Origin of the sequence: Oceanibium sediminis, assembly GCF_003265325.1 — a bacterium.
Lineage (GTDB): Bacteria > Pseudomonadota > Alphaproteobacteria > Rhodobacterales > Rhodobacteraceae > Halovulum > Halovulum sediminis.
On record NZ_QGNX01000001.1, the window covers coordinates 856,564 to 879,441 of the forward strand.

At 67.3% G+C, this 22,878-nt stretch carries 20 protein-coding genes; 1 reads left to right on the forward strand and 19 read right to left on the reverse strand.

Features of this window, described 5'->3' with window-relative positions; genetic code table 11:
- Positions 1 to 7 precede the first annotated feature (7 nt).
- The 8 genes from DJ029_RS04075 to cysQ all read right to left on the reverse strand — a co-directional run bounded on the left by DJ029_RS04075 (position 8) and on the right by cysQ (position 8,983).
- Positions 8 to 1,699, reverse strand: coding sequence for a DUF5927 domain-containing protein (locus DJ029_RS04075; RefSeq protein WP_157966258.1), 1,692 nt, complete (start codon positions 1,697 to 1,699; stop codon positions 8 to 10).
- Complete coding sequence (locus DJ029_RS04080; RefSeq protein WP_112321030.1) at positions 1,696 to 2,715, reverse strand: glycosyltransferase family 2 protein; 1,020 nt, start codon at positions 2,713 to 2,715, stop codon at positions 1,696 to 1,698. Before DJ029_RS04080 ends, DJ029_RS04075 begins: the two co-directional genes overlap by 4 nt.
- 40 nt (positions 2,716 to 2,755) lie before the next feature.
- Positions 2,756 to 3,979: a glycosyltransferase family 4 protein gene (locus tag DJ029_RS04085; protein ID WP_157966259.1), complete on the reverse strand. Its 1,224-nt coding sequence runs from the start codon at positions 3,977 to 3,979 to the stop codon at positions 2,756 to 2,758.
- A 30-nt stretch (positions 3,980 to 4,009) separates the two neighbouring features.
- Positions 4,010 to 4,996: a UDP-glucose 4-epimerase GalE gene (galE, locus tag DJ029_RS04090; RefSeq protein ID WP_112321032.1), complete on the reverse strand. Its 987-nt coding sequence runs from the start codon at positions 4,994 to 4,996 to the stop codon at positions 4,010 to 4,012.
- A 16-nt stretch (positions 4,997 to 5,012) separates the two neighbouring features.
- A complete protein-coding gene (gene galU, locus DJ029_RS04095) occupies positions 5,013 to 5,915 on the reverse strand; it encodes a UTP--glucose-1-phosphate uridylyltransferase GalU (RefSeq protein ID WP_112321033.1) in 903 nt (300 codons plus the stop codon).
- Positions 5,916 to 6,147: 232 nt separating this feature from the next.
- Positions 6,148 to 7,386: a glycosyltransferase family 2 protein gene (locus DJ029_RS04100; protein ID WP_112321034.1), complete on the reverse strand. Its 1,239-nt coding sequence runs from the start codon at positions 7,384 to 7,386 to the stop codon at positions 6,148 to 6,150.
- A 2-nt stretch (positions 7,387 to 7,388) separates the two neighbouring features.
- Complete coding sequence (gene kdsB / locus DJ029_RS04105; protein WP_112321035.1) at positions 7,389 to 8,186, reverse strand: 3-deoxy-manno-octulosonate cytidylyltransferase; 798 nt, start codon at positions 8,184 to 8,186, stop codon at positions 7,389 to 7,391.
- Positions 8,183 to 8,983 (reverse strand): 3'(2'),5'-bisphosphate nucleotidase CysQ, encoded by an 801-nt coding sequence (cysQ, locus tag DJ029_RS04110; RefSeq protein WP_112321036.1) that lies wholly within the window; start codon positions 8,981 to 8,983, stop codon positions 8,183 to 8,185. The genes kdsB and cysQ overlap by 4 nt, the downstream gene beginning before the upstream one ends.
- 122 nt (positions 8,984 to 9,105) lie before the next feature.
- On the opposite strand from cysQ, the gene DJ029_RS04115 reads away from it, so the two are divergent.
- Positions 9,106 to 9,930 carry an ABC transporter permease gene (locus tag DJ029_RS04115; protein WP_112321037.1) on the forward strand — a complete coding sequence of 275 codons (825 nt, stop codon included), beginning with the start codon at positions 9,106 to 9,108 and terminating at the stop codon, positions 9,928 to 9,930.
- A 30-nt stretch (positions 9,931 to 9,960) separates the two neighbouring features.
- Here DJ029_RS04115 and DJ029_RS04120 read toward each other — a convergent pair whose 3' ends face one another.
- The 11 genes from DJ029_RS04120 to DJ029_RS04170 all read right to left on the reverse strand — a co-directional run bounded on the left by DJ029_RS04120 (position 9,961) and on the right by DJ029_RS04170 (position 22,877).
- Positions 9,961 to 12,087 carry a S8/S53 family peptidase gene (locus DJ029_RS04120; RefSeq protein ID WP_112321038.1) on the reverse strand — a complete coding sequence of 709 codons (2,127 nt, stop codon included), beginning with the start codon at positions 12,085 to 12,087 and terminating at the stop codon, positions 9,961 to 9,963.
- Positions 12,088 to 12,127: 40 nt separating this feature from the next.
- Positions 12,128 to 13,279 carry a phosphatase PAP2 family protein gene (locus tag DJ029_RS04125; protein WP_112321039.1) on the reverse strand — a complete coding sequence of 384 codons (1,152 nt, stop codon included), beginning with the start codon at positions 13,277 to 13,279 and terminating at the stop codon, positions 12,128 to 12,130.
- A gap of 46 nt (positions 13,280 to 13,325) precedes the next feature.
- The gene (locus DJ029_RS04130; RefSeq protein ID WP_157966261.1) at positions 13,326 to 15,059 is read right to left on the reverse strand and encodes an adenylate/guanylate cyclase domain-containing protein; all 1,734 of its coding nucleotides are present in this window, start codon (positions 15,057 to 15,059) and stop codon (positions 13,326 to 13,328) included.
- Between the two features lie 212 nt (positions 15,060 to 15,271).
- Positions 15,272 to 15,964, reverse strand: a complete 693-nt coding sequence (locus DJ029_RS04135) for an ABC transporter ATP-binding protein (RefSeq protein WP_112321041.1) — start codon at positions 15,962 to 15,964, stop codon at positions 15,272 to 15,274.
- A complete protein-coding gene (locus DJ029_RS04140; protein ID WP_112321042.1) occupies positions 15,961 to 16,710 on the reverse strand; it encodes an ABC transporter ATP-binding protein in 750 nt (249 codons plus the stop codon). Before DJ029_RS04140 ends, DJ029_RS04135 begins: the two co-directional genes overlap by 4 nt.
- On the reverse strand, positions 16,703 to 17,686 hold the full coding sequence (locus DJ029_RS04145) for a branched-chain amino acid ABC transporter permease (RefSeq protein ID WP_112321043.1): 984 nt from the start codon (positions 17,684 to 17,686) through the stop codon (positions 16,703 to 16,705). Before DJ029_RS04145 ends, DJ029_RS04140 begins: the two co-directional genes overlap by 8 nt.
- The gene (locus DJ029_RS04150; RefSeq protein WP_112321044.1) at positions 17,683 to 18,597 is read right to left on the reverse strand and encodes a branched-chain amino acid ABC transporter permease; all 915 of its coding nucleotides are present in this window, start codon (positions 18,595 to 18,597) and stop codon (positions 17,683 to 17,685) included. The genes DJ029_RS04145 and DJ029_RS04150 overlap by 4 nt, the downstream gene beginning before the upstream one ends.
- A 58-nt stretch (positions 18,598 to 18,655) precedes the next feature.
- The gene (locus DJ029_RS04155) at positions 18,656 to 19,807 is read right to left on the reverse strand and encodes an ABC transporter substrate-binding protein (RefSeq protein ID WP_112321045.1); all 1,152 of its coding nucleotides are present in this window, start codon (positions 19,805 to 19,807) and stop codon (positions 18,656 to 18,658) included.
- Between the two features lie 122 nt (positions 19,808 to 19,929).
- Positions 19,930 to 20,877 carry an ornithine cyclodeaminase family protein gene (locus tag DJ029_RS04160; protein WP_112321046.1) on the reverse strand — a complete coding sequence of 316 codons (948 nt, stop codon included), beginning with the start codon at positions 20,875 to 20,877 and terminating at the stop codon, positions 19,930 to 19,932.
- Positions 20,878 to 20,898: 21 nt separating this feature from the next.
- Positions 20,899 to 21,819 carry an aminotransferase class IV gene (locus tag DJ029_RS04165; RefSeq protein ID WP_112321047.1) on the reverse strand — a complete coding sequence of 307 codons (921 nt, stop codon included), beginning with the start codon at positions 21,817 to 21,819 and terminating at the stop codon, positions 20,899 to 20,901.
- Between the two features lie 29 nt (positions 21,820 to 21,848).
- The gene (locus DJ029_RS04170) at positions 21,849 to 22,877 is read right to left on the reverse strand and encodes a trans-3-hydroxy-L-proline dehydratase (protein WP_112321048.1); all 1,029 of its coding nucleotides are present in this window, start codon (positions 22,875 to 22,877) and stop codon (positions 21,849 to 21,851) included.
- Position 22,878 lies beyond the last annotated feature (1 nt).

Here is a 22,878-nt window from a genome sequence, read left to right on the forward strand (position 1 = left end):
GCGCGGCTCAGGTCTTGCGCCGCAGGACCCGCGTCATTTCCTCGTACCGTGCAACGTCGCCGATAAGCGGCTGAACCTCGTCCTCGGGGGCATCGGTGCTGGCCAGTGCCTCAAGGTATTCGGCGAAGCGCTCGGGCAGGTGCAGGCCTGAAAAATCGGCGCAGGGCTGGATCTTTTCGGGCAGCGTTTCCACGACCTGCTGAAGCGCTGCGGTGCCTTCGCTCAGCAGGGTGCGGGTTCTCACCACGTGCAGATGCGCGCCGTCCAGGGCCGCCTCGATCCGGGCGCGGGTGGCGGCTTCCTTCGCCAGCCGCGCGCTGACCGCTTGCGCCAGCGATGCGGGATCGTCCGCCCAGGTGGCGTAAAGGTCGTGAATCCAGGCATCCTGCAGCCGCAGGATATGCGCGTTGGGGTCGCGCAGAAGAAAGCCGTCGATAGGCACGTCATGGCCGAAGTCATGCAGGAAACACTGTGCGCGGCGGCGTTCCACCCAGATCAGCTTCGACAGGAAATGGACCGGCTTGTGATCCCGGATCGCGGTGCTGGCGCTGAGGTTGCCGGTGAAATTCGCGGCGTTGTCCACGAAGTCCACCCGCTCGGGGTGGAAAAGCTGGCCGTGCGCGATGGTCCGGTCGTTCTGGTTCACCCGTTTCGCGTGGTCCGGGTAGAGCACCTGCAACCCGTCGATCACCAGGTATGGGCAGGCGGTTTCGTGCTGGTGTGTCATCCGTCGGCCGGGGTGGCGGCCCTGGCTGATCAGCCCCTTGCGCCCGTTGATGTGCCGGGTCTGGGCGCGCTCGAACCGCGCCGTCAGCCGCCCGCCATCGCTTTTAGAGGGCAGAAGGTCGGTCAGCCTGGGGTTCAGGAACACCCGGTAAAGCTGGTTCGCGCCGCGCCAGATCTTGCGCGCGAAGAAGCCCTCGGCATGCAGCAGAAGATCCAGGTGGTCGTCGTAGAACACGTAGGGTTTGCCCTGCGGATCAAAGCGCACGAAGGTCAGCGGCGTGCTGGTGCTTTTCGTGGAGTGCTTGGCCGCCAGGGTCTGAAAGAACGACTCGTCCGGGATCCAGGTGCGCCGGAAGAAGGTGCAATATTCCGGCAAATTCGGGTCCGCCAGTATCGCGCGCAGCGTCTCCGCGCTCAGCGCCCACCATTGAGAGCCGATGCGCGGGTGCAGACCGGCGGGCATCTTGCGCTTGATGCCAAGGCGCCGCTGGATCGCCACCAGCGCATCGAAACTGCGCCGGAACCGCCTCCAGGGCAGCGGGTGGTACAGGGTGAAGCGTTCGATAGACAGGCCGTCGATCACCCAGGGGTCGGTTTCCACGTCCACGGATTCGATGAAATCGACGCCCTGGTGCGCGGCAAGATGCGCCTCCAGCGCGGCGATGGGCTTGATCGGCAAGCAGGAGCCGGACAGCTGCACCACGTGGCTGACGTCCGGCCAACGCTCGAACAGCAGGCGCAGCGCGCCGAGCGACGCCTCCACCAGGCTGAAGGTGCCCCAGTCGCAGCGATGGCGCGGGGCGAAGGCTAGGTTGTCGCTGCCCCCCATGGCGGAGTGCAGCTTGTCGAGTTCCTCGTCCCCGACGCGGGCGTCGATATGCACCACGACCCGGCAGCCCTGCCGCGTCAGGTGCTTGGCAAGCTGGGCCGTGCGCCACAGCTGCTCATGCGCCAGGAGGACGACGCCGATCACGCCCAGCTTCCCGTTGAAAGAAGGCCGAGGTCCTCAAGCTGGCGCCAATCCCCGTAGCGGGTGGAGCAGGGTGTCCACATGGCCAGGCCGTCGCTCATCTTCTCGTCGTACACGCGATACTCCCGCGAGGCGGCGTAGTGCTGGCCGCGCTCGATCTCTTCCTTGGCCTTGTGGCCGAAGACGTCAAGGAACTTCGCGTGCAGAAGCGCGCCGCAGGCCCGCTCGCCCCCGCGCTCGTTATAGACCTGGTTCAACCCGCGCGGCATCAGCGTATGCGTGGACGAGCGGTAGACGGTGCCGAACCGCCAACGCACCAGCGGCACCTTGTTCAGCGCCGGGCCCAGTTCCGGCTTGTCGGCGAAGAACATGCGCTGGCGCGGACCGCCCTGAATCCACAGGTCACGGTAGGTGCCGTTGCGGTCGTAGGAATAATTCGCCGCATCGAACCAGCTGAGGATCTGGAACGGGTCCTTGCCTTCCTCATACGTCGTCTCGGCGATCGGCTGGTCGGAATACATGTCCAGCAGGATCGTGCCGAAGCTTTTCACGCGAGAGCTGTCCATCCACTCGGTCAGCGCGGGCAGGGGCCGCGTATCCATGTGCGGATAAACCAGGAACTCGTCCACATCCACGACAAGGCACCAGTGCCGGCGGCCATAGCGGTTCAGCAGGCCGTTCAGCCAGTCCATCCCATATTTGGAGCGTTTGTAGCTAGCCGTGGTCGTCCAGACAGAGGTATCGGCCTGGTCGGCCAGGTATTCCCGGCTGCCGTCGTCCGAACCATTGTCGACGAAGATGAAATGATCGACGCCCATGTCGCGGTAGTATTTCAGGAAATAGGGCAGGCGGATCCGCTCGTTCCTGAGGGTGCAGAACAGGATGATGTCACGCGGGCGGATCTGCTCGGTGCGGTTGCGCACCGGGGTCAGCTCGAAAAGGCGGCGGAAGCCGCGCAGCAGGTGGCGCGTGCGTTCGATCCGCAGTTGCAAACGGTTCAGCTGCCTGACCAGTCCCATTTCGCCCCTGTGCGCAATGCTGCGAGTGTCACTCGTGTCTCTACACTGCTCTCAGTACTACATCAAAATGTGTTTCCCAATTCGGAACAGCAACTTGCGTGTTTTCCCGCCGATGTTGCCGCCCTGCGGCGTCCAGAATGGCGCGCGCCCAGCCCGGCCCGTCCAGCGGGTCGAGGTAGGTCGGCTGATCCCCGGCCAGTTCGCGGTACACGGGCAGATCGGCGCAGATCGCCGGAATCCCCAATTGTTGCGCCTCTGCAAGGGGATAGCCGAAGCCCTCGGCGAAGGAGGGGAACAGAAGCGCGCGTGCGCTGGCCAGCAAGCGGGTCATTTCCGCATCGGGGATGAAGCCGGTCTCGAACACGGTCCGCCCCATGTAGGGGGCGCGGTCCAGCACATCGACGATCTGCTCGTTTTCCCAGCCGCGCCGCCCGATGATGTAAAGATGCGGCGTGTCCGCCGCGTCCAGCGTGTCGTGGAAATGCCGCCAGATGGACAGCATCAGTAGGTGATTCTTTCGCGGCTCGATCGTGCCGAGCATGACGAAATGCGGGTGCGCGCCCGCCTCCGGCGCCGGCAGGGCGCGGTTTTCGTCCAGCGGGTCCACGCCCAGCAGCGCGGCCGCGCCCGGCACCTCCATCCCCCAGCGTTTCAGCCACGCCTCGGTGCGGTTCGCGGTGTCCTGCGAGTTGTAGATCAGCAGGTCCGCGGCGCTGGCGGCGGTGCGCAGCAGCTTCTCGAACCGGGCCGGGGCCTCGGGGCGGGAATACTCGGGGAAGTCCAGCGGGATCACGTCATGGATCATGATCGCGATCCGCGCGCAGCCCGCGTCGCGCATCCGCGCAAGGTGGGCGGCGTCCAGATGGGTGTGGCCGACGTTGATATAGCTGAAGCCCTTGCCCAGGTGCGCCCGGACCAGCGCCGCCGTTTTCGCGCGAAAGGCCCAGCCGAGCGCCAGCTTCCGCACGGCGGTTTCCGCGCGCCGCCGGGCCGGGGACTGTTTGCGCGCGAGGTGCCCCCAAAGGTCCGGCGGGCCCAGGCGGGCGGGATCCGCCGCAAGGTCCAGCAGCGCGCGCATCCCTTCACGGTCCAGCAGGGCGACGCCGCGCAGCACCTTTGCCAGGAAGAAGACGGGCCTCCCTTGGGCCATCAGCGCGCGGATATAGGCCCGCTCGACCCTGTCGACGCCGCTGTCTCCGCCCGCGCCGATGCGCGAAACGCTGCGGGTGACGTCCAGCAATAGCGGTGTGTCGTGATCACTCATAGGGCCAGTTCCCAAGCCCCGGCGCATCTGTCAAGCCGTGTAACCCGGCATCTGGTGCCATCCCCACGCGTCCGAGATCATCTGCGGCAGGGTGGAGCGGTGCGGCTGCCAGCCCAGAACCTCCGTCGCGCGGGTGGAGCCGGAGACGAGCGCTGTGCAATCCCCCGGCCGCCGCGCGCCTTCGACCACGGGAACCGGCGTTTCGGTCACCGCGCCCACGGCGTCGATCACTTCGCGCACGGAAAAGCCGGTGCCGGTGCCAAGGTTGAAAACCGCGCTTTCCCCGCCGTTCATCAGGTAGTCGAGCCCGCGAACATGCGCCTCCACCAGGTCGAGGACATGGACGTAGTCGCGGATGCAGGTCCCGTCGGGGGTGGCGTAATCGGTGCCGAAGATCGTCAGCGCGTCGCGCCGGCCCCGCACCGCGTCCAGCGCCAGCGGGATCAGGTGGGTTTCGGGGCGGTGGAATTCGCCGATCTGGCGCTCGGGGTCCGCGCCGGCGACGTTGAAATAGCGGAAAGCGACGTGGCGCATACCGCTTTGGCGGCCGTAGTCGCGCAGCATATCCTCCACCGCGCGCTTGGAGCCGCCATAGGCGTTGATCGGGTTCTGCACGCAGGTTTCGTCCAGCATCACGCCGTCCTGCTCGCCATAGGTGGCGCAGGTGGAGGAGAAGACGAAGGCCCCCACGCCCGCCGCCGTTGCCGCGTCTAGCAGCGTCATCGAGCCGCCGACGTTGTTGCGCCAGTAGAGCGCCGGATCGCGCATCGACTGGCCGACATCGGACAAGGCGGCGAAATGCATCACCGCGTCCGGGCGGTGGGTGGCGAACACCTGGTCCAGGCGCGCCCGGTCCTGCAGATCGCCCTTTTCCAGGGGGCCGAACTTGACCGCCTGCTCCCATCCCGTGACCAGGCTGTCATAGGTGACGGGCGTGTGCCCTGCTTCGGCAAGCAGTTTGCAAGCGTGGCTGCCGATATAGCCCGCCCCGCCGGTGACCAGAACCCTACGTCCCATGATTTGGTAATCCCGACTACTGAGCGGCGTGCCGCAGGGCGACGAGCTCGTTCAGATATCCTTCGAATTCGTCGCGCAGGTCCGGATGCTGTAACCCGAAGGCGACTGTCGCCTGCAGGAAACCAGCCTTCGAGCCGCAATCGTAGCGTTGCCCCGCGAAGCGGAAGCCGGTCACGTTGTCGTTCTCCGTGATTTCCTCTGCGATGGCGTCTGTCAGCTGGATTTCCCCGCCCGCACCGCGCTTGATCTTGTTGAGGTTGCGCAGCACCTGCGGCGTCAGGATGTAGCGCCCGATGACGGCAAGGTTGGACGGCGCGTCCTCCGTGGCCGGCTTTTCGACCATGCCCTTCACGTTGACCACGTTGCCGCTATCGCCGCCGTCCTTCACATCCAGGATGCCGTAAGCGCTGGTCTTGTCGGGGGAGACTTCCATCGCCGCGACCATGTTGCCCCCGCCGCTTTCCTCGTAGGCGTCGACCATCTGCTTCAGGCAGCCGACGTTGGACTGGATCACATCGTCGGGCAGCAGCACGGCGAAGGGTTCGTTGCCGATCAGCCGCCGCGCACACCAGACGGCGTGGCCCAGGCCCAGCGCTTCGTGCTGGCGGACATAGGCGATGGCGCCGCTGTCCATGTTGGTCGGCTTCAGCCGCTCCAGCAGGTCCAGCTTGTTCTTGTCGGTCAGCGCCTTCTCGATTTCCGGGGCGCGGTCGAAATAATCCTCCAGCGCGGACTTGCCGCGGCTGGTGACGAAGATGAACTCGGTGATCCCGGCTTCGCGCGCCTCGTCGATGGCGTACTGGATCAGCGGGCGATCCACGAGCGTCAGGATTTCCTTCGGGATGGACTTGGTGGCGGGCAAAAACCGGGTGCCTAACCCTGCAACGGGAAATACGGCCTTGCGGACTTTACGCGCCATGTTCGTTCTCCATAATCTTTATAATCTGTTTGCCCGAAATTCACTGGGCTCTTCACGGGTGTAGCGGTTGGCCCCGCTGACTGCAATCGCCGGGGCACTCGGGCTCACTATACCACATGGGTAAACACTTGGTTCCAAATATGGTTCCATTGACTGGCGGCTTGCGCAAGCAGGAAACCGCCGATGCCGCCCGCTCGGGCGGGACACTAGGGTTAAGGGTGGGGCGAGTGGGTCAGCCCCGGTCCAGCGGTGCGAAGGGCCCCCGCAGCGGGGCGATGCGGTCGGTTTCCGCCGCGATCCGCGCGCGCGGGGTGCCGTAGACGCGCCCCGCGTCCCGCGCCACGCGGCCAGCAAGGCCGAACCTGTGATGGAATACGCCATCGGCCCCGAAGCTCACGCGCAGCGGGCGGGGCGTCGCCTCGGGCAGGAGCAGCGTCACCTCGTCCCCCTCCAGCGCCGCCTGGCGCGCTGCGCGCAGCGCCGCGCCGGTGTGCAGCAGTCCGCCGGCGAAAAGACGCCGTCGCGCCGCGCCCCCGGGCCGGGCGGGCACAGGCGTGAAGCTGCGCTCCGCCAGCTTCGGTAGGCCGCCGGAGGCGGTGCGCGCGGCGCCATCGGTGAAGCCCTGTTCAAGCTCCTCCAACAGCCGTACCTCCGCCGCCGCCTCCAGCGCGCCGGAGCTGCGGTGCCGCGCCAGCCGCTCCGCCTGCTCGGCGCGGAAGCTGGCGCGCCGTGCTTCATGGCTGTCGGCGGGGGCGTGTTTGCCGAGGAAATGCGCCAGGCTCGCGCCGATCTCGTAAAGCGAGGTGGGGACGCGGTCCGCCGTACGCAGGGCGCTGGCGGCGAAACCGTGGTGCACCTGTGCCAGCGGAACGATGGCCGTGGACCAGCCCGCCGCCGAAAGCCGCAGGTTCACGTCGGTTTCGTCGAGGAAGAAGCGGAACGCCGTATCGAAGCCGCCGATGTCCGCCAGCGCGGCGCGCCGGAAGGCGCTGTTGGTGCCGACCGTCTTGACGAACCGGGCCGCGTCCGGGGCAAACACCTGCGGAGCATTCCCGTCCAGCGCAAGCGGGTGGTCCGCCCCGGTCCGGTCGAACCCCATCGCGCGCCACTGGAAGCTGACGCCGTTGCGCCCGCGCACGAAGCCGCCCGCCGCGCCGACGGCGGGGTCGGCGAAGGCGGGGACCAGGTGTTCCAGCCAGCTGAATTCCGGCACTGCATCATCGTCGCAGAAGGCGACCACCTCGCCCCGCGCGGCAGCGATGCCAAGGTTGCGCGCGGCGGAGATGTTGCGCTCCGTGAAGTGGATCCAGTGGATCGGCAGCGGGCTTTCGGGGCGCGCGTCGGTGGCGATGTCGCTGACGACGATCACCTCGAACGCGGGATAACGCTGGTATTCCAGGCTTTTCAGCACCACGGTCAGTTCGTCACGCCGGTCCGCGTTGACGATGACGAGCGAGACCGTGGGCTGCATGCTCACGCCTGTCCCTGCGCCTTCAGGATCGCCTCGATCCGGGGCACGTCGACGGGGTTGTTCAACTCCCAGAAGGCGCGGCCCTTTGCGCTGACCTCGACGCAGGTGACGGGGGTGCCGTGCTCCATGAAGCGCAGCTGTTCCAGCCCTTCCCAGCGTTCCAGGTGGCCTTCGTCCCAGCCCGCATAGGCGGCCAGCGCCGCGCCGCGATAGGCATAGACGCCGACGTGGTGGAAGACGGGGATCTGCTCGTCCTCGGTGAAGTCGCGGCCCGTGTAGGGGATGACCTCTTTCGAGAAGTAGAGCGCGCGCCGGGCCCGGTCAAACACCGCCGTGGTGCCGCCGACACGGCCCGCGGCGCGATCATCCTTGAAGCTGGCGAGGGAGGGCGCGTCGAGGCGCAGCACCGGCGTGGCCACCTCGGCCCCGTTCGCCATCGCGTCCACCAGCGCCTCGACGAACCAGGGCGGGGTCAGGGGCGCGTCGCCTTGCAGGTTGACGACGATCGCGTCCTCGCCAAGGCCCAGCGGGTCCAGCGCAGCGGCGCAACGCTCGGTCCCGTTGCGGCAGGTTTCCGGGGTCATCACCACCTCGGCGCCAAAGCCGGTGGCGTGCTCGGCGATGCGGCTGTCGTCGGTCGCGACGACAACGCGGTCCACACCGGACGCTTCCATCGCCGCATCCCAGCTGCGTCGGATCAGGCTGCGCGCCTGGCCCGTCGCCCCGGTCAGTTCCACCAGCGGCTTGCCGGGATAACGGGTGGAGGCGTAGCGGGCGGGAATGACGACCGTAACGCTCATGCCGGGGCCTTCAGCTCGACGCCGGGCGCGTAGGCGATGAAGAACGGGTTCGCATACTCTGCCTTGCCGTAGGTCAGCGGCGTGTGATCGTCAAAGCGCACCACCTTGCCGCCAGCCCCGGCCAGCACCGCGTGGCCCGCCGCCGTGTCCCATTCCATCGTGCGGCCAAGGCGGGGGTACAGATCCGCCTCGCCCGCCGCGACAAGGCAGAACTTCAGCGAAGACCCGGCCGAGGCGCTGTCCGCGCAGGCGTACTGGTTGATATAGGCATCCGTCGCGGCATCCCGGTGCGACTTCGAGGCGACGACGATCAGCGCCCCGTTGTCCGGCGTACTGACCGACAGCGGCGTGACTTCGCCCGGCGTGTCGAGGTCGAATGGCCCGGCCTCTTCCACCGTCTGGCCGCTGGCGTCAGTGTAGAAAAGGCGCTGCTTTGCCGGGGCATAGACGACGCCGCGCACCGGAACGCCGTCTTCGACCAGTGCGATGTTCACGGTGAAATCGCCGCGCCGCTTGATGAATTCCTTGGTGCCGTCCAACGGGTCCACGATCAGGAATCGCGCCGCTGTGAGGGAGTGACTCTGGGCCTGTTCCTCGGTCACCAGCGTGATATCGGGCCAGTTGGCGCTGAGACCGGCGGAAATCAGCGCATCGGCGGCCTCGTCCGCGGCGGTCACGGGGCTGTCGTCGGATTTCGCGCGCACGTCGAAGTCCTCGGCGTTGTAGATCTCCATGATCCTTGCGCCCGCCTCAAGCGCCAGTCGGCGCATGTCGCGGGTCAGGGCGGCCATATCCATGGGATTCATCCTTTGTCAGCGTTTCTTTGGCAGCACCTTTACCCAGAAACCTTTCAGATTTGCAGCCACAAAGCGGCTGTTGTAACGTCGCAGCATTCCAACGCATCGGAGTCTGGTGCCGCATGGCCGCCCAAAAGGAAGTTCGACAATCGATCCTGCTGGAATCCTTCGTGTTCCTGGAGCTGATCTATTTCACCACCGTGCGCGAGGTGCGCAAGGCCTCGGGCAATGCTACGCTTGGCCTGCTGATGGCCGTGGCGCGCATCATGATGATGGTGGCGATGTTCTACATCATGTTCACGGTGATCGCCTTTCGGGGGGCGTCGATCCGGGGCAACATCATCCTGTTCCTGCTCGGCGGGGTCCTGCTGTTCTTCCTGCACAACTCCGCCGTGTCGGCGGTGATCAAGGCGGGGTCCTCGGTCTCGGCGATGATGCAGCACGCGCCGATGACGCCGAGCCTGGCGATCATCGCCAGCGCGCTGTCCACGCTGTACCTGCACCTGTTCGCCATCGCGATCATCCTGACGGGCATGTGGGTCTGGAACGGGGAGTTGGTGATCCACAACCCCGCGGGGACGATCCTGCCCTTCATGCTGGCCTGGTCCAGCGGGATCGTGATCGGCCTGTTGTTCCTGCTGCTCAAGCCCTTCGCGCCATCGCTGATGAAGATCGCTTCGCTGGTCTACCAGCGCGCCAACCTGATCACGAGCGGCAAGTTCTTCGTCGCCAACATGATCCCCAACGCCATCCTGCCGTTCTTCATCTGGAACCCGCTGTTCCACACGATCGACCAGATGCGGGGGCATTTGTTCGTGAACTATTTCCCCCACAAGACGAGCATCGAGTACCCGCTGTACTTCACGCTGGTCGGCCTGCTGATCGGGATGATGGGCGAGTTTTTCCTGCGCAAGACGGTCAGCCGCTCCACCTCCATCGCGAACTAGGCCCGCGCCCGTGCAGGGCGCGGGGCCGGGTCAGCCGAAGGGCCGGTAGCGGCGCGCCGCCTGGGGCGAAAGTTGCAGGCGGCCCTCACCGCCGCGCGCCGCGCCCGGTGTCGGGGCGCGATTCGGGAATCTGGCGGGATCGTCCGCCTGGGCCATCGCGGCCACCTCTGCCCGGTCCGCTTTGCCCCCGGTGGCGAGCACCCCGGCCAGCGCGCGCGTCACCTGCGGTGCCGCGACCGAGGTCCCCCCGAGCGTGACCTTCCCGCCGCTGAGCACGGCGCTGCCGACCACGCCCCGGTGCACCTTGCTGTCGTCGGCCACCGTCACCGCGTCCGGGCCGGGCCGGTTCGCCGTGTTGGTTGGCCCGCCGGCGGTATAGGCGGGCAGCGCGCCGCTGCGATCGATGTAGCCGCCGACCACCACGGGTTCCGTTCCCGTGCCGATGACGTTCTGCAACCCGGCGCGCACCACGATGGAATGGCCGTTGTCTTCCTGCTCGGGGAAGCCCTCGGGCGTCCAGCGCTTGTAGGCGGGGTCCTCGAAGCGGGACTGGCGGGCATCGGTGTCAAAGCCGGGCAACTCGTCATCGCGCAGCACCCAGGCGTCGACGTGGCTGCCCGTGGGCAGGCCGACGTCGCGCACCTCGATTTTCCAGCGCCCGGAGGGGGCGAGGTCATGTGTGCCCCCGCTCCGCCCCGTGGCGGCGACCGTCAGGGTGAACTTCCCGCGCCTGGTGGGTGCGGGGACGTAGGTGTAGCTGATTTTCGCGATCGTCTGCGAATCGAGGACCAGCTCGAACGAGGCGTCGGCCCCCTGTTGCACCGCCGGGCTGACCGCCAGGCCTTGAGGCGCGTGCAGCACCACCTCGATCAGCTGGTCGTTCTTGGTGCAATTGGGTGTCCAGATCTCGACGAAGCTGGCGGTGTGGTCGTCGGGCTGGATGCGCCAGGTCAGGGTCTGGCTGGGATTCGGGCCCTGGAACGCCTCCCCCTGTTTCATCTTTGCGTGGCCCCGGCTTTGATGCGCGTTGCCGGCGGGCAGGACGATGGTCGTCTTGCCCTTCTGCTTGCCCTTGTTGCGCGCCTTCAGCAGCGCGTCCATCCGCTCCTCCACCGCGCTGGTCCCGTCGAGCGGGCCGCCAGTGCCCCCGAAGCTGAAGTTGATCGCCAGCGGCAACTGCCCGCAGCCGAGGTCGTCCGCGATCCTGTCGGCGCGGTCCACGATGTAGTCCAGCGCAGACAGAAGATACGGCGCCAGCGACGCGCCCGAGGTGTCCGCCGCCACGAGGTTGGGCAGTTGCACGAAGATCAGCGGGTTGTCGGTGCGATCCTCTGCGCGCGGATACCCCCCGGCCAGGCTGGCCACATGGGCGCCATGGGTCACCCGCCGCCCGAGGGCGTGGCTGCGCGGGCGGCCGAAGTCGGCCAGTCCCGCCTCGCGATAGGCGGCGAGTTCGTCCATGATCCCGGCGGTGGTGTAGCGCGCGAACAGGTCGGCGATGTCGGCGGCCTCGAACTCGCGCCCGAAGGGCACGAAGCTTGGCGGCGCGTTGCGGAACAGCCCGTCCTGCACCCAGGCATAGCGTACCCGTGGCGCGCCGTTCTGGCTGCGGAAGCAGTCGTTCAGGAACGGCAGGCCGGTGTCGATCACCGCGGTTACCACCACGCCCTCTGCCGGGGCGGTGTTGGGCAGCTGTACGGGGTCGCGCTGGGTTTCATCCCCAAGGGAATCTTCGGGCAGGATGGGCCCGTGCGCGGCAAGGAACAGGTCGTTGCGCGGATGCTCGGGGTCGCCAGAGCCGCTTTGCTGGCGCATCAACTCGAACAGCGCCTCGTCGGCCAGTACGGAATAGAGCGTATCGCCGCCGCGCGTGACCGGATCGCGGCCCCGTTCGCGCCCCGGATTTGCGCGGTAGGCCTTCGGGACCTTCACCTTCGGGCCGGGTTTGCGCGGCCCCTGTTCCTGCGCGAACGCAGCGATGCGCTGCTCGAGCGTGTCGATCTTTCCCGATTTCACCTGCACGAGTACGGGCCGCAGCGCGCCCCGTGACTCCGGTTTTCGGGCGGGATCGGCGAAAAAGCTCCAATCCGCGGCGGCATCGGCGTTGGGCGATGTTTCCACCACCTTCCACCCCTTGGTCTGCGTCGGCCTGGCCATGAACACCCCTCCTACTCCCCTTGTCAGAGACCCGGTCGGGTCAGGCCCACTCGGCGATGGCTTTTTCCCAGACGTAGTTCAGGGTCGGGGATTGCTGGTCAGCATTGATCGACTGAACCCCGAGGTCACTGGTGCCCGTGGTCGCCGTCTGCCGGTTGGTGACCAGGTCGAACATCGTTTCGGGCCGGAAATCGCCGCTGAAGGCGGGGCCGTCGAATGCCCACGCGGTGTAGCTGGCGGTCATCGGCGGCATGGAGGGTTTCGCCGAAGCGCGGGCGACGAAATACGCGCCCAGCGTCATGCCGAGGCTGGCCCCCGCCGCGCTGTCCACGGGGAAATGCACCCCGGCGACGGTGCGGTTCACGGCGATGCGCGCAGCAAGGCGGAAGAACTGCGCGCGCCAGCTGACATCGGCATAGACCGGGTTGCCAGACGCCTCCAGCACGTGGTCCAGAACCATGGCGACGATATGCGCCTCCGTCGCGTGACCAGAGGGCAGGGTGCCGTGCTGGGGCGTGGGAATGATCGCCTGCATCTGGGGCGAGAATTCCACCGGCCGCCGGCATGCCAGCGCGTTCTTGAACTGCATCTCGGTGAAATGCGCCAGGTGCAGCGCGGCCAGCACCAGCTGGTAGGTATAGGGCGTGCGCCCCGGATCGAGGAAGGCGATGGAGCCGAAGAAGGCGGTCGGCAGGTCGAGCTGGGCCTCGATCTCGATCCAGCGGTCGTTGCGCAGGTCGGCGTAGTTGTCGATGTACTCAAGCTGGTCGCGGAACTGGTCCTCGCTCGGGCGAGTCATCTTCATCAACGGGTGATAGGTTGCGGTCGGCGCCGCCGCGCCAGAGGTCTGCCCGTTGGTTTCCAGGTGCCACGCCTGCGCGGTATCGCCGTCCATCGTGAAGCCGATCCGAGACACCAGCTCATAGGTCAGCAGGCTTTCGCGCACCTGCGCGCCCCAGAGCTTGAAGTTCTGCGGATCGTCTGTGGGCAGCGGCGCCGGTACCTGCGCGGGCGGGGCATAGGCCCCAACGATGCCGTCACGGTTGGTGATCAGCGCGGGCGCGACATAGGGCGCGACGGGAAGGCCGCCGTAGGCCGAATAAGCGGAATACGCGCTGTAGGCCGAGTATGCGCTGTAGGCTGAATAAGCGGAATACGCGCTGTAGGCGGATTGGGGCTTCACTCTGGTCATCACTTGTTCCTCGGCTGTTAATCTACAATCATGACGTTTTGAAACTTCAGCTGGGCACCCCTGCCGCGCGCAGGATCTCGGCGATCTTCTTGCCCATCTTGTAATTTGCCGCCGGGTTCTGCCGCTCCCACTTGGTGACGGTCAGTTCCGGCTCCAGGGCGACCATGCTGGCGATGGTGTCCCGGGCGGCGGCCTGGTCCCCGGTTTGCCATTGCGCCACCGCCAGGGTGCGCAGGGTGGAGGTATGCGTCGCGTTCGCGCGCAGCGAGCGTTCGGCGAAGGGCAACGCCTCGGCCGGTTTGTTGGCGGCGATATAGGCGGCGGCGGTCAGGCAGTCGAAATAGTACTGCTGCGGATCGAAGGGGGACTTCGACTGCGCCGTCTCGCTGAAGCGGATCGCTTCATCGCCCTCGTCGCGGAAGGCGTGCATCGTGCCCTTCAGCAGGTTCGCTAGCGCCGAGTTCGGGTTGAAGGACAGGGCGCGGGAATACTGCGCCTCGGCGTGTTCGAAATCCTTGGACAGGTTGGTCTGCACCAGCCCGTCGATGGTCAGGGCCTGCTCGCAATCGGGGTTCAGGTCCAGCGCGCGGGCGGTGCGATCCTCGGCCAGGCGCTGTTCGCGGGTGGGATCGTCGGTCCAGCCCTGCTGCACCTTCAGCACGTGCCAGTTGCCCATCCAGGCCAGCGGCGCGGAGTGGCGGGGGTTCCGCTCGATCGTGGCTTCGAGCATGGCGCTGGCGTAGTTGAAGTCGGTCAGCGACAGGCGGTACATCGCGTTGATCGCCGCCAGCATCAGGGTGTAGCTTTCCACCGTGCGCACCGGCAGGGCGCGGGCGCGCTGCAACTCGCGGCTCAGCACGGCTTTGCCGACCTCTCCGGCGATGCGCGCGATGACGTCCTGGTCGCCCATCAGCAGGTCGGTGACATTTTCCTTGCAGCGCTCGGACCAGATCACCTGTTTCGAGCGGACCTCCGTCAGGTCGAGCGACAGGTGCAGGGTCACGCCATCCTCGACCACGGTGCCGGTCATCACGTGGCTGGCGTCCAGAAGGTCCGCGATCTCGTCCAGCGATTTGTCCGAGGCGACGAAGGGCGCGGTCGACAGGCGCGAGATGACGTTCAGGTGCGGCGACTGGCCGAAAGCGCGGATCAGCTCCTCCGCCAGGATCTGGCCGGTGGCCCCGGACTGGCACGCCGGTGCGCCCAGCGTGCGCAGCGGGATCACCGCGATCGTGGGCAGCAGGGGCTTTGCCAGCACCGGCAGGCGGATGCGCTGGCCCGTCTCGGCGACGGGCGACAGCCGATAGGCGCGCACCGGCTTCTTGACGTGCTTCAGGAAGCATTCGCTCAGGTCAACGATATCCGCATCGACGCCGTTGACGATCTGGTCGCGCACCGCCGCCGAGACGATGATCTCACCCGGATCGCCCAGCGCGCAGAGCCTTGCGGCGATGTTGACGTTGTGCCCGTAAACGTCGTGCTCATCCACCAGCAGCTCGCCAAGGTCGAGCCCCTGGCGCAGGTGCAGCTTGCGATCCTCGGGCAGGTCGGTGTTCAGGGTCTTGGCGATGGCGCGGATGCCGAAGGCGATGGGCAGCGCATCGGCGACGCTCTGCGCCTCGATCAGCAAGCCGTCGCCAAGGCTCTTGACCAGGCGCGCGCGCTTGCCCGGCAGAAGCACCTCTTCGGTATGCGCGACGATGCGGCGCCAGTGGGCGACGGCGGTGTTCTGGTCCGTCTCGATCAGGCGCACGGATTCGACGATGTCGACGATCAACACCGTTCGCGTTTCCCGCACAAACCAATCCTCAGACCGCAGCGTGTCCGGCATGAACCCCAATTTCCCCCCAAAAACCACATGTTGGGCATTTCCGGGATACCGCGTGGCAACGGGTTAACGGAAGGGAAATCTTGTCGGAACTTAGTTAATATGCACAGTCGGAGGCGTTGTTCGGCCCGCAATGCCCCCGGAACCGCCCTGAAACGCCCGTTTCAGACCCCGAGAAGCTGCGCCGCCGTCGCGCTGTCCAGCGCGTCGATCTGCCCGGTCCAGACAGAGCGGCCCCGCTCCAGCACCACGCAGCGATCCGCCACGCCGGAGAGTTCGCGCAAGGATTTGTCCACCACGAGGATGCTCATCCCCGTGTCCCGCTTCAGCCGGGCGATGGCGGACCAGATCTCGGTCCGGATGATCGGGGCGAGCCCTTCGGTCGCCTCGTCCAGGATCAGCAGGCGCGGATTGGTCATCAGCGCGCGGGCGATGGCCAGCATCTGCTGCTCCCCGCCGGAGAGGGAGGCGGCGACCTGGCCGCGCCGCTCCGCCAGGCGGGGGAACAGCGCCTCGACCGCGGCGCGGTCCCACGGGCCGGGGCGGGCGGCTGCGAGCAGGTTCTCGGACACCGTCAGCGGCGCGAAACAGCGCCGCCCCTCGGGCACCAGCCCAAGGCCGAGGCGCGCGGCCCGGTGCGCGGGCAGGACGCGCAGGTCATGCCCGTCAAAGCGGATGGTGCCGTGGGTGGCGGGCAGCAGGCGGGTCAGGCAGCGGATCGTCGTGGTCTTGCCCATGCCGTTGCGGCCCATGAGCGCCAGCACTTCGCCTTCGGCTATGCGCAGGTCCACGCCGAACAGCGTCTGGCTATGGCCATAGGCAGCCTGAAGCCCCGCGATTTCCAGCAAAGCGCTCATGCGTCGGCCCCCAGGTAGGCGCGGCGGACCTCGGGGTCCTGGCGGATCTCCTCCACGCTGCCGGTGGCGATGATGCGCCCGTAGTCCAGCACGCTGATCCGGTCCGCCAGGCGAAAGACTGCGTCCATGTCGTGTTCGACCAGTAGGATCGGCGCTTCGGCCTTCAGGGTTTCCAGCAGGGTGGTCATCTGCGCGGTGCCATCCGCGCCAAGGCCCGCCATCGGCTCGTCCAGCAGGAAGGCTTTCGGCTTCAGCGCCAGTGCCATGGCCAGTTCCAGCCGCCGGCGTTCGCCATGGGCCAGGTCGGCGGCGGGGATCGCGGCGCGCGCCTCCAGCCCGACGCGGGCGATCTGCGCCCTGGCGCTGCTCGTGGCGCTGCGGTCCTTCAGCGCGGGGCGGAACAGGCGGTAGCTGTGCCCGGCGGCCCCTTGGGCGGCCAGCACAACGTTTTGCAGCACGGTGAACTCAGGCACCACGGCCGAGATCTGGAAGCTGCGCCCCAGCCCCAGCCGTGCGCGCGCCACCGTGTCCAGCGCGGTGACGTCCCGCCCGTTGAAGCGGATCTGCCCCGCGTCCGGGGCCAGCGCGCCGGAGATCAGCGCGATCAGCGTCGATTTCCCGGCCCCGTTCGGCCCGATCAGGGCGTGAATCTCCCCCTCCCGCAGGTCGAGCGAGACGTTGTCGGAAGCGACCAGCGCGCCGAAGGCCCGCGTGATCCCCTGCACCTGGAGCACCGGTTCAGCCATGGGCCACGTCCCGCCCCGCAAGGGTGCCGATGATGCCGCCGCGCGCGAACAGCACGACGCCCAGCAGCAGCGCGCCGAGGTAGACCTGCCAGTAGTCGCTGACGCCGCCCAGAACATGCTCCAGCGTGACCAGCAGCGCGGCCCCCGCCAGCGGGCCGAACAGCCGCCCGACGCCGCCGAGGATGACGATAACCATGATCTCTCCGCTCAGTTGCCAGCTGAACATGGTGGGGCTGACGAAGCGGTTGAGGTCCGCGAACAGCGCCCCCGCCAGCCCCGTGATCATGCCGGAGATGACGAAGGCGGTCAGGCGCAGCCGGAAGGGGCGCACGCCCACCGCCTCGACCCGGGCGGGGGCCTGGCGCGCCGCGTTCAGCGCCAGCCCGAAGGCCGAGCGCCCGAGCACATGCGCCAGCGCCATGGCGGCGGCCAGCACCGTGGCCGTCAGCGCGAAGAACTGCATCGGCACCAGCGTGTTCAGCCCCGGAAAGCCGTTGCGCACGTAGATGGACAGCCCATCCTCGCCCCCGTAGGCGGGCCAGGAAATGGCGAAGTAGTACAGCATCTGCCCGAAGGCGAGGGTGATCATGATGAAATAAACGCCTGAGGTCCGCAGGCTCAGCGCCCCGATCACGAGCGCGGCCAGACCGCTGGTCACCATCGCCACCAGCCAGATCACCGGCATGGACTTGGTGCCCTCGATCAGCAGCGGCCAGTCGGCGATGGGCGTGAAGGTCTGCGCATGGCTGGCGAGGATACCCATGGCATAGCCGCCGATCCCGAAGAACGCCGCATGGCCCAGGCTGATCAGCCCCCCGTGCCCGAGCGCGATGTTCAGCCCCACCGCCGCCAGCGCCAGGATCACGGCGCGGGTGGCCAGCGTCAGCAGGAACGGCTCGCCCGCGAAATGGGCGTAGACCGGCACCGCCAGGCACAGGGCCAGGACCGCGGTGTTGATCGCGATACCCCGGCTCATGCGCGCGCCCCGTAAAGGCCCGTGGGCCGCAGGATCAGCACTACCGCCATCAGGATGTAGATCAGCATCGAGGCGAGCGCCGAGCCGATCGCCGTGGCGCTGCTCGCCTCCATCACCTGGCCGAAGGCGATGGGCAGCAGGTAGCCCCCCAGCGTGTCCGTCAGCCCCACGAGGATTGCGCCCACCAGCGCCCCTTTGACCGAGCCGATGCCCCCGATCACGATCACCACGAAGGCCAGGATCAGCACGGGTTCGCCCATGCCCACCTGCACCGACTGGATCGCGCCCACCATGGCCCCCGCCAGGCCCGCGAGCGCTGCGCCGAGCGCGAACACCAGCGTATAGAGGCGAGAGATGTCGATGCCGAGGGCCGCAATCATCTCGCGGTCCGCCTCTCCGGCTCGGATGCGGATGCCAAGGCGGGTGCGGGTGATCAGCAGGTAGAGGCCCAGCGCGACGGCAAGGCCGACGCCGATGATCGCGAGGCGATAGCGCGAATACTCGATCCCGCCGGGCAGCGACACGGGGCCTGACAGCCAGGCCGGGATGTCGAGGTACAAGGGAAACGAGCCGAAGGCCCAGCGCGTGCCCTCGGAAAAGATCAGGATCAGCGCGAAGGTGGCCAGCACCTGGTCAAGGTGGTCCCGGTCGTAAAGCCTGCGGATCACCGCCACCTCGATCAGCGCGCCCGCGGCGGCGGCGGCGGCCAGGCTGGCGGCGAGCGCCAGCAGGAAGGATCCGGTTGCCCCGGCCACGGCGGCGGCGGCGAACGCGCCGATCATGTAGAGTGAGCCGTGGGCTAGGTTGATCAGCCCCATGACGCCGAAGACCAGAGTCAGCCCGGCGGCCATCAGGAACAGCATCACGCCGAACTGAAGCCCGTTCAGCACCTGTTCGATCAGCAGAAGCATGGGGAATTCCGGTGTCGGGTGGTCTCAGGCGGCGCGGGGCCGCCTGAGACGCGCAGGCTTACATTTTGCAGTCGTCGATGAAGACGTTGCCGTGATCTTCCAGCGCCACGCCGACCAGCTTGTTGGTCAGAACGTCGCCCTCGCGCACAACCTCGCGGACGTAGATGTTCTGGATCGGGTGCTGGTTCGACGCAAAGGCGAAATCGCCGCGTACGCTGTCGAAGTCCGCCGCCATCAGCGCGGCGCGGAACGCCTCCTGATCGGAGGGGCTGGCGGTTTCAAGCGCGCTCAGCATCAGGTTCGCGGTGTCGAACCCCTGGCTGGCGTAAAGCGAGGGCAGACGCCCGTATTCCGCCTGGAAGCTTTCCACGAAGGCGGCGTTGGCGGCGTTGTCCAGGTCCTTGGACCACTGCGAGGTGTTCTTGACCCCGAGCGCGGCGTCGCCCACCGCCTGGAGGATGCCCTGGTCGAAGCTAAACGCCGGGCCGACGACGGGAATGTCCACGCCGCTGTCCGCATACTGCTTCAGGAAGCTGATCCCCATGCCGCCGGGCAGGAAGAAATAGACCGAGTCCGCGCCCGAGTTGCGGATCTGCGCGATCTCGGCGGCGTAGTCGGTCTGGCCGAGCTGGGTGAAGACCTCGCCCGCCAGGTCACCGTCGTACATGCGCTTGTAGCCGGTCAGCGCGTCCTGCCCCGCGGGGTAGTTCGGCGCCAGGATGAAGCTGTTGGCATAGCCCGCGCTTTTCGCGTAAGCGCCCGCCGCCTCGTGCAGGTTGTCGTTCTGCCAGGCGACGTTGAAGTAGAGCGGGTTGCACTGGGCGCCCGCCAGTGCCGACGGCCCCGCGTTGGGAGAGAGGTAGAATTTGCCCTGCGCCACCGCGCTGGGCACCACGGCCATGGCGAGGTTGGACCAGATGATGCCGGTCATGATGTCCACCTTTTCGGACTGGATCATCTTGTCGGCCAGTTGCACGGCAATGTCGGGTTTGCGCTGATCGTCCTCGATCACCACCTCGATGTCGTCGCGGCCCGACTGGGCGATGGCCAGCATGAAGCCGTCGCGCACGTCGATGCCAAGGCCCGCGCCGCCGCCCGAAAGCGTGGTGATCATACCGACCTTCACGCCGCCGTGGCCGTCAGCCAGCGCCGCCACGGGGGCCATCGCCGTCAGGGATACGGCCAGCGCCGCGCAAACAAGCTTGTTCATTCCATCCTCCTCGTTGGTCTTGAGCCGTCCGTTCCCACAAGGGGCGGGCCGGTGACCTTCTTACGCGGAGCTTGGGGCAGCGCAAAGGCCATTCTTTCAGGGATCAGTGCGCGCAGGCCCGCTCAGCCCCGCCCGAGAGGGGACTTCTGCCAGGCCAGTGCCGCCAGCGCCAGGTCGCCGAGGCCAAGGCCGCGGAAGACGAAGGCGGTGCGCTCGTCCGGGGCAGAGCGGCCCGTGATCGTGCCCATGACCAGCCCGGTCAGGTCTCCGTCAACGTCCTTGGGATCGGCCAGCTTGACGGGCAGGGTTTCTTCCTGCGCCAGGTCGTCGATCACCAGCCGGTCCAGCCCGGCGAAGGTGTCCTTGTGCCAGGGCGCGGCCAGGTCCACGACCGACACGAAGCACCCGGCCCCCAGCCAGGCGGCATCGAGGAACGGCCCGCTGACGCCGGTGTGGGTGACTGTGGTCACGGCAAGGTCCACGTCACTGAGCGCGTCCTTCGGGGTGTCGCACACCTCTGCCGTCAGCCCGTGGCTGTCCGCATGGACGATCAGCGCGTCGATATTGGGCCGCCCCCGCCCCGAGATCTTGATCCGTTTCAGCGGAAACATGTCCATGTAGGCATCCAGGTGGCTGCGCGCCTGCGTGCCGGTGCCCACGAAGCCGACGGACTCCGCCTGCGGGTTCGCCATGTATTTCGCCGCCAGCGCGCTGAGCGCGGCAGTGCGCACCGCCGTGACCCAGTTGCCGTCCACCGTGGCCAGTGGCAGGCCGGTGGTCCCGTCCAGCAGGGTGACCAGCCCGTTGATCTGGGGCAGGCCGATGTCGCTGTTCCTGGGGTTCAGCACCAGCGACTTGGTGGCCACCAGGGGCGGGTCGCTCATCGCCGAAAAGGTCGCCATCATGTAGCGCCCGTCGGGCGGGGTGATGACGGATTTCGGGCCGCCCCAGACCTCGTTCCTCGTGGTGCCGCGGATCAGATGCTCCAGCATCGCGATGGAGTCCTGCGCGCTGATCCCGAGCGCGTCGAGGTCGGCTTCGGCCAGGTGCGGGATATGGGTGGTGGCCATCAGGCGTCTCCTTTGCGGGGATCAGGCGGTGTCGCGGCGGATCAGGTCCTTGTAGAGCGCCTGGATCCGCTCAAGTATCGGGCCGCGCCCGCCGTTTTCGCCGATCGGCTTGCCGTCGATTTCTGCCACCGGGGTCTGCGCGCCGAAGGTGCCGGTCAGGAAGGCCTCGTCCGCGCCGTAGGCGTCCACCAGCGAGAAGTTGCGTTCAAACACCGGGATGTCGTTTTCCCGGCACAGGTTGATGACGTTCTGGCGGGTGACGCCGTTCATGCAGTAGTCCCCGGTCGAGGTCCACACCTGCCCCTTGCGCACGACGAAGAAGTTGCAGGCGTTGGTGGTGTTGACGAAGCCATGGGGGTCCAGCATCAGCGCCTCGTCCGCGCCGGCCTGTTCGGCCTGCAGGCAGCCGATGACGCAGTTCAGCTTGGAATGGCTGTTGTACTTGGCGTCCTGGCTCATCGGCAGGCCGCGCACCTGCGGCACGGTGGCCAGGCGGATGCCCTTCTTCTGCACGTTCTGGGCGGGTTTGGAGTGCTCCATGATGATCACCACCGTCGGCCCTGAGCGGGACAGCGCGGGGTGCTGGAACGGCTTGGCCTTCACGCCGCGCGTCACCATCAGGCGGCAGTGCACGTCCGTGGTCATGCCGTTGGCCTCCGCCGTCATGGTAAGCGCGTCGAGGATGCCCTGCCGGTCCATCCCGATATCGAGGCTGACGGCTTTGCAGCTGTCGAACAGCCGGTCCATGTGGGCATCGAAGAAGGCCCATTTGCCGTCGTAAAGGCGCATCCCTTCCCACATGCCGTCGCCCAGCATGAAGCCGGAGTCATAGACCGAGACCATCGCTTCGGAGCGGTGCTTCAGCGCGCCGTTCACGTAGATCTTGATATCCTGGTTGCGGATATCCTCCTCGGCATCGTGGGTGGTTTTCTTTTCGGACATCTCGCGTCTCTCCTATCGGGGCGGGGCTCTCAGGCGCCGGGCCATGTGTCGCCGACGCGATAGCCCTCGGGCCATGGGTCGGTGGGGTCAAGCATCATCTGGTGCGTGCCGGTGATCCAGGCGCGCCCGGAAACGGCGGGCAGGATCGCGGGGGTGTCGCCAAGGCTCAGCCGGTCCTTGATCTGGCCCCGGAACTCGGACCCGATGATCGAGCGGGCGACCAGCGTGTCGCCCCAGTCCATCAGCCCCTGTGCGGCCAGCAGCGCCATGCGCGCGCTGACGGCGGTGCCGGTGGGGGAGCGGTCGATCTTGCCCGGGCGGATGGCGACGGCGTGGCGGGTGGTCAGGGTGGCCCCCTCGCGGGTCAGGGCACCGGCGAAAAGGCAGAAGGAAAAGTGCCGCCAGTCGGGCAGGGTCGGGTGGGTGAAGCCGATCTGGTCGTCCGCCGCCGCGGTGATCCGTGTGCCAAGCTCCGCCAGGTGGCGCGCGTTGCTGGCCTCCAGCGTCAGCCCGGCGGTGTCGGCGTCCACGATCACGAAACTGTCGCCGCCAAAGCCGGTGTGCACCGACAGCGGGCCGACGCCCGGGACGTCCAGCGTTTGTGCGCCCGCATTGGCGAAGGAGGGCATGTTGGTCAGCGTCACCTGTTCCACCGCGCCGTTGCGGCAGGTCGCCTCCACCTCGACCAGGCCGCCGGGGGCTTCCAGCGTCAGGCGGGTGAGGGGTTCTTCCATGGGCAGGATGCCGGTTTCCAGCAGCACCGTGGCGACGCAGATGGTGTTGGAGCCGGACATCGGCGGCGTGTCGGCGGGCTCCATGATCAGGAAGCCCATCTGGGCGCGCGGATCCTTCGGGGGCACCAGCAGGTTGACGTGTTTATGCACCCCGCCCCGGGGCTCGTTCAGGACGAAGTTGCGCAAGCTCTCGTCGCGGGCGAGGAAGCTGCGCTGTTCCCAAAGGCTATCGCCCGGTGGCGGGGCGACGCCGCCGACGATGACGTCGCCGACCTCCCCGCCGGCGTGGGCGCTGACGATGTGGACGGAGCGGGTGCTGCGCATG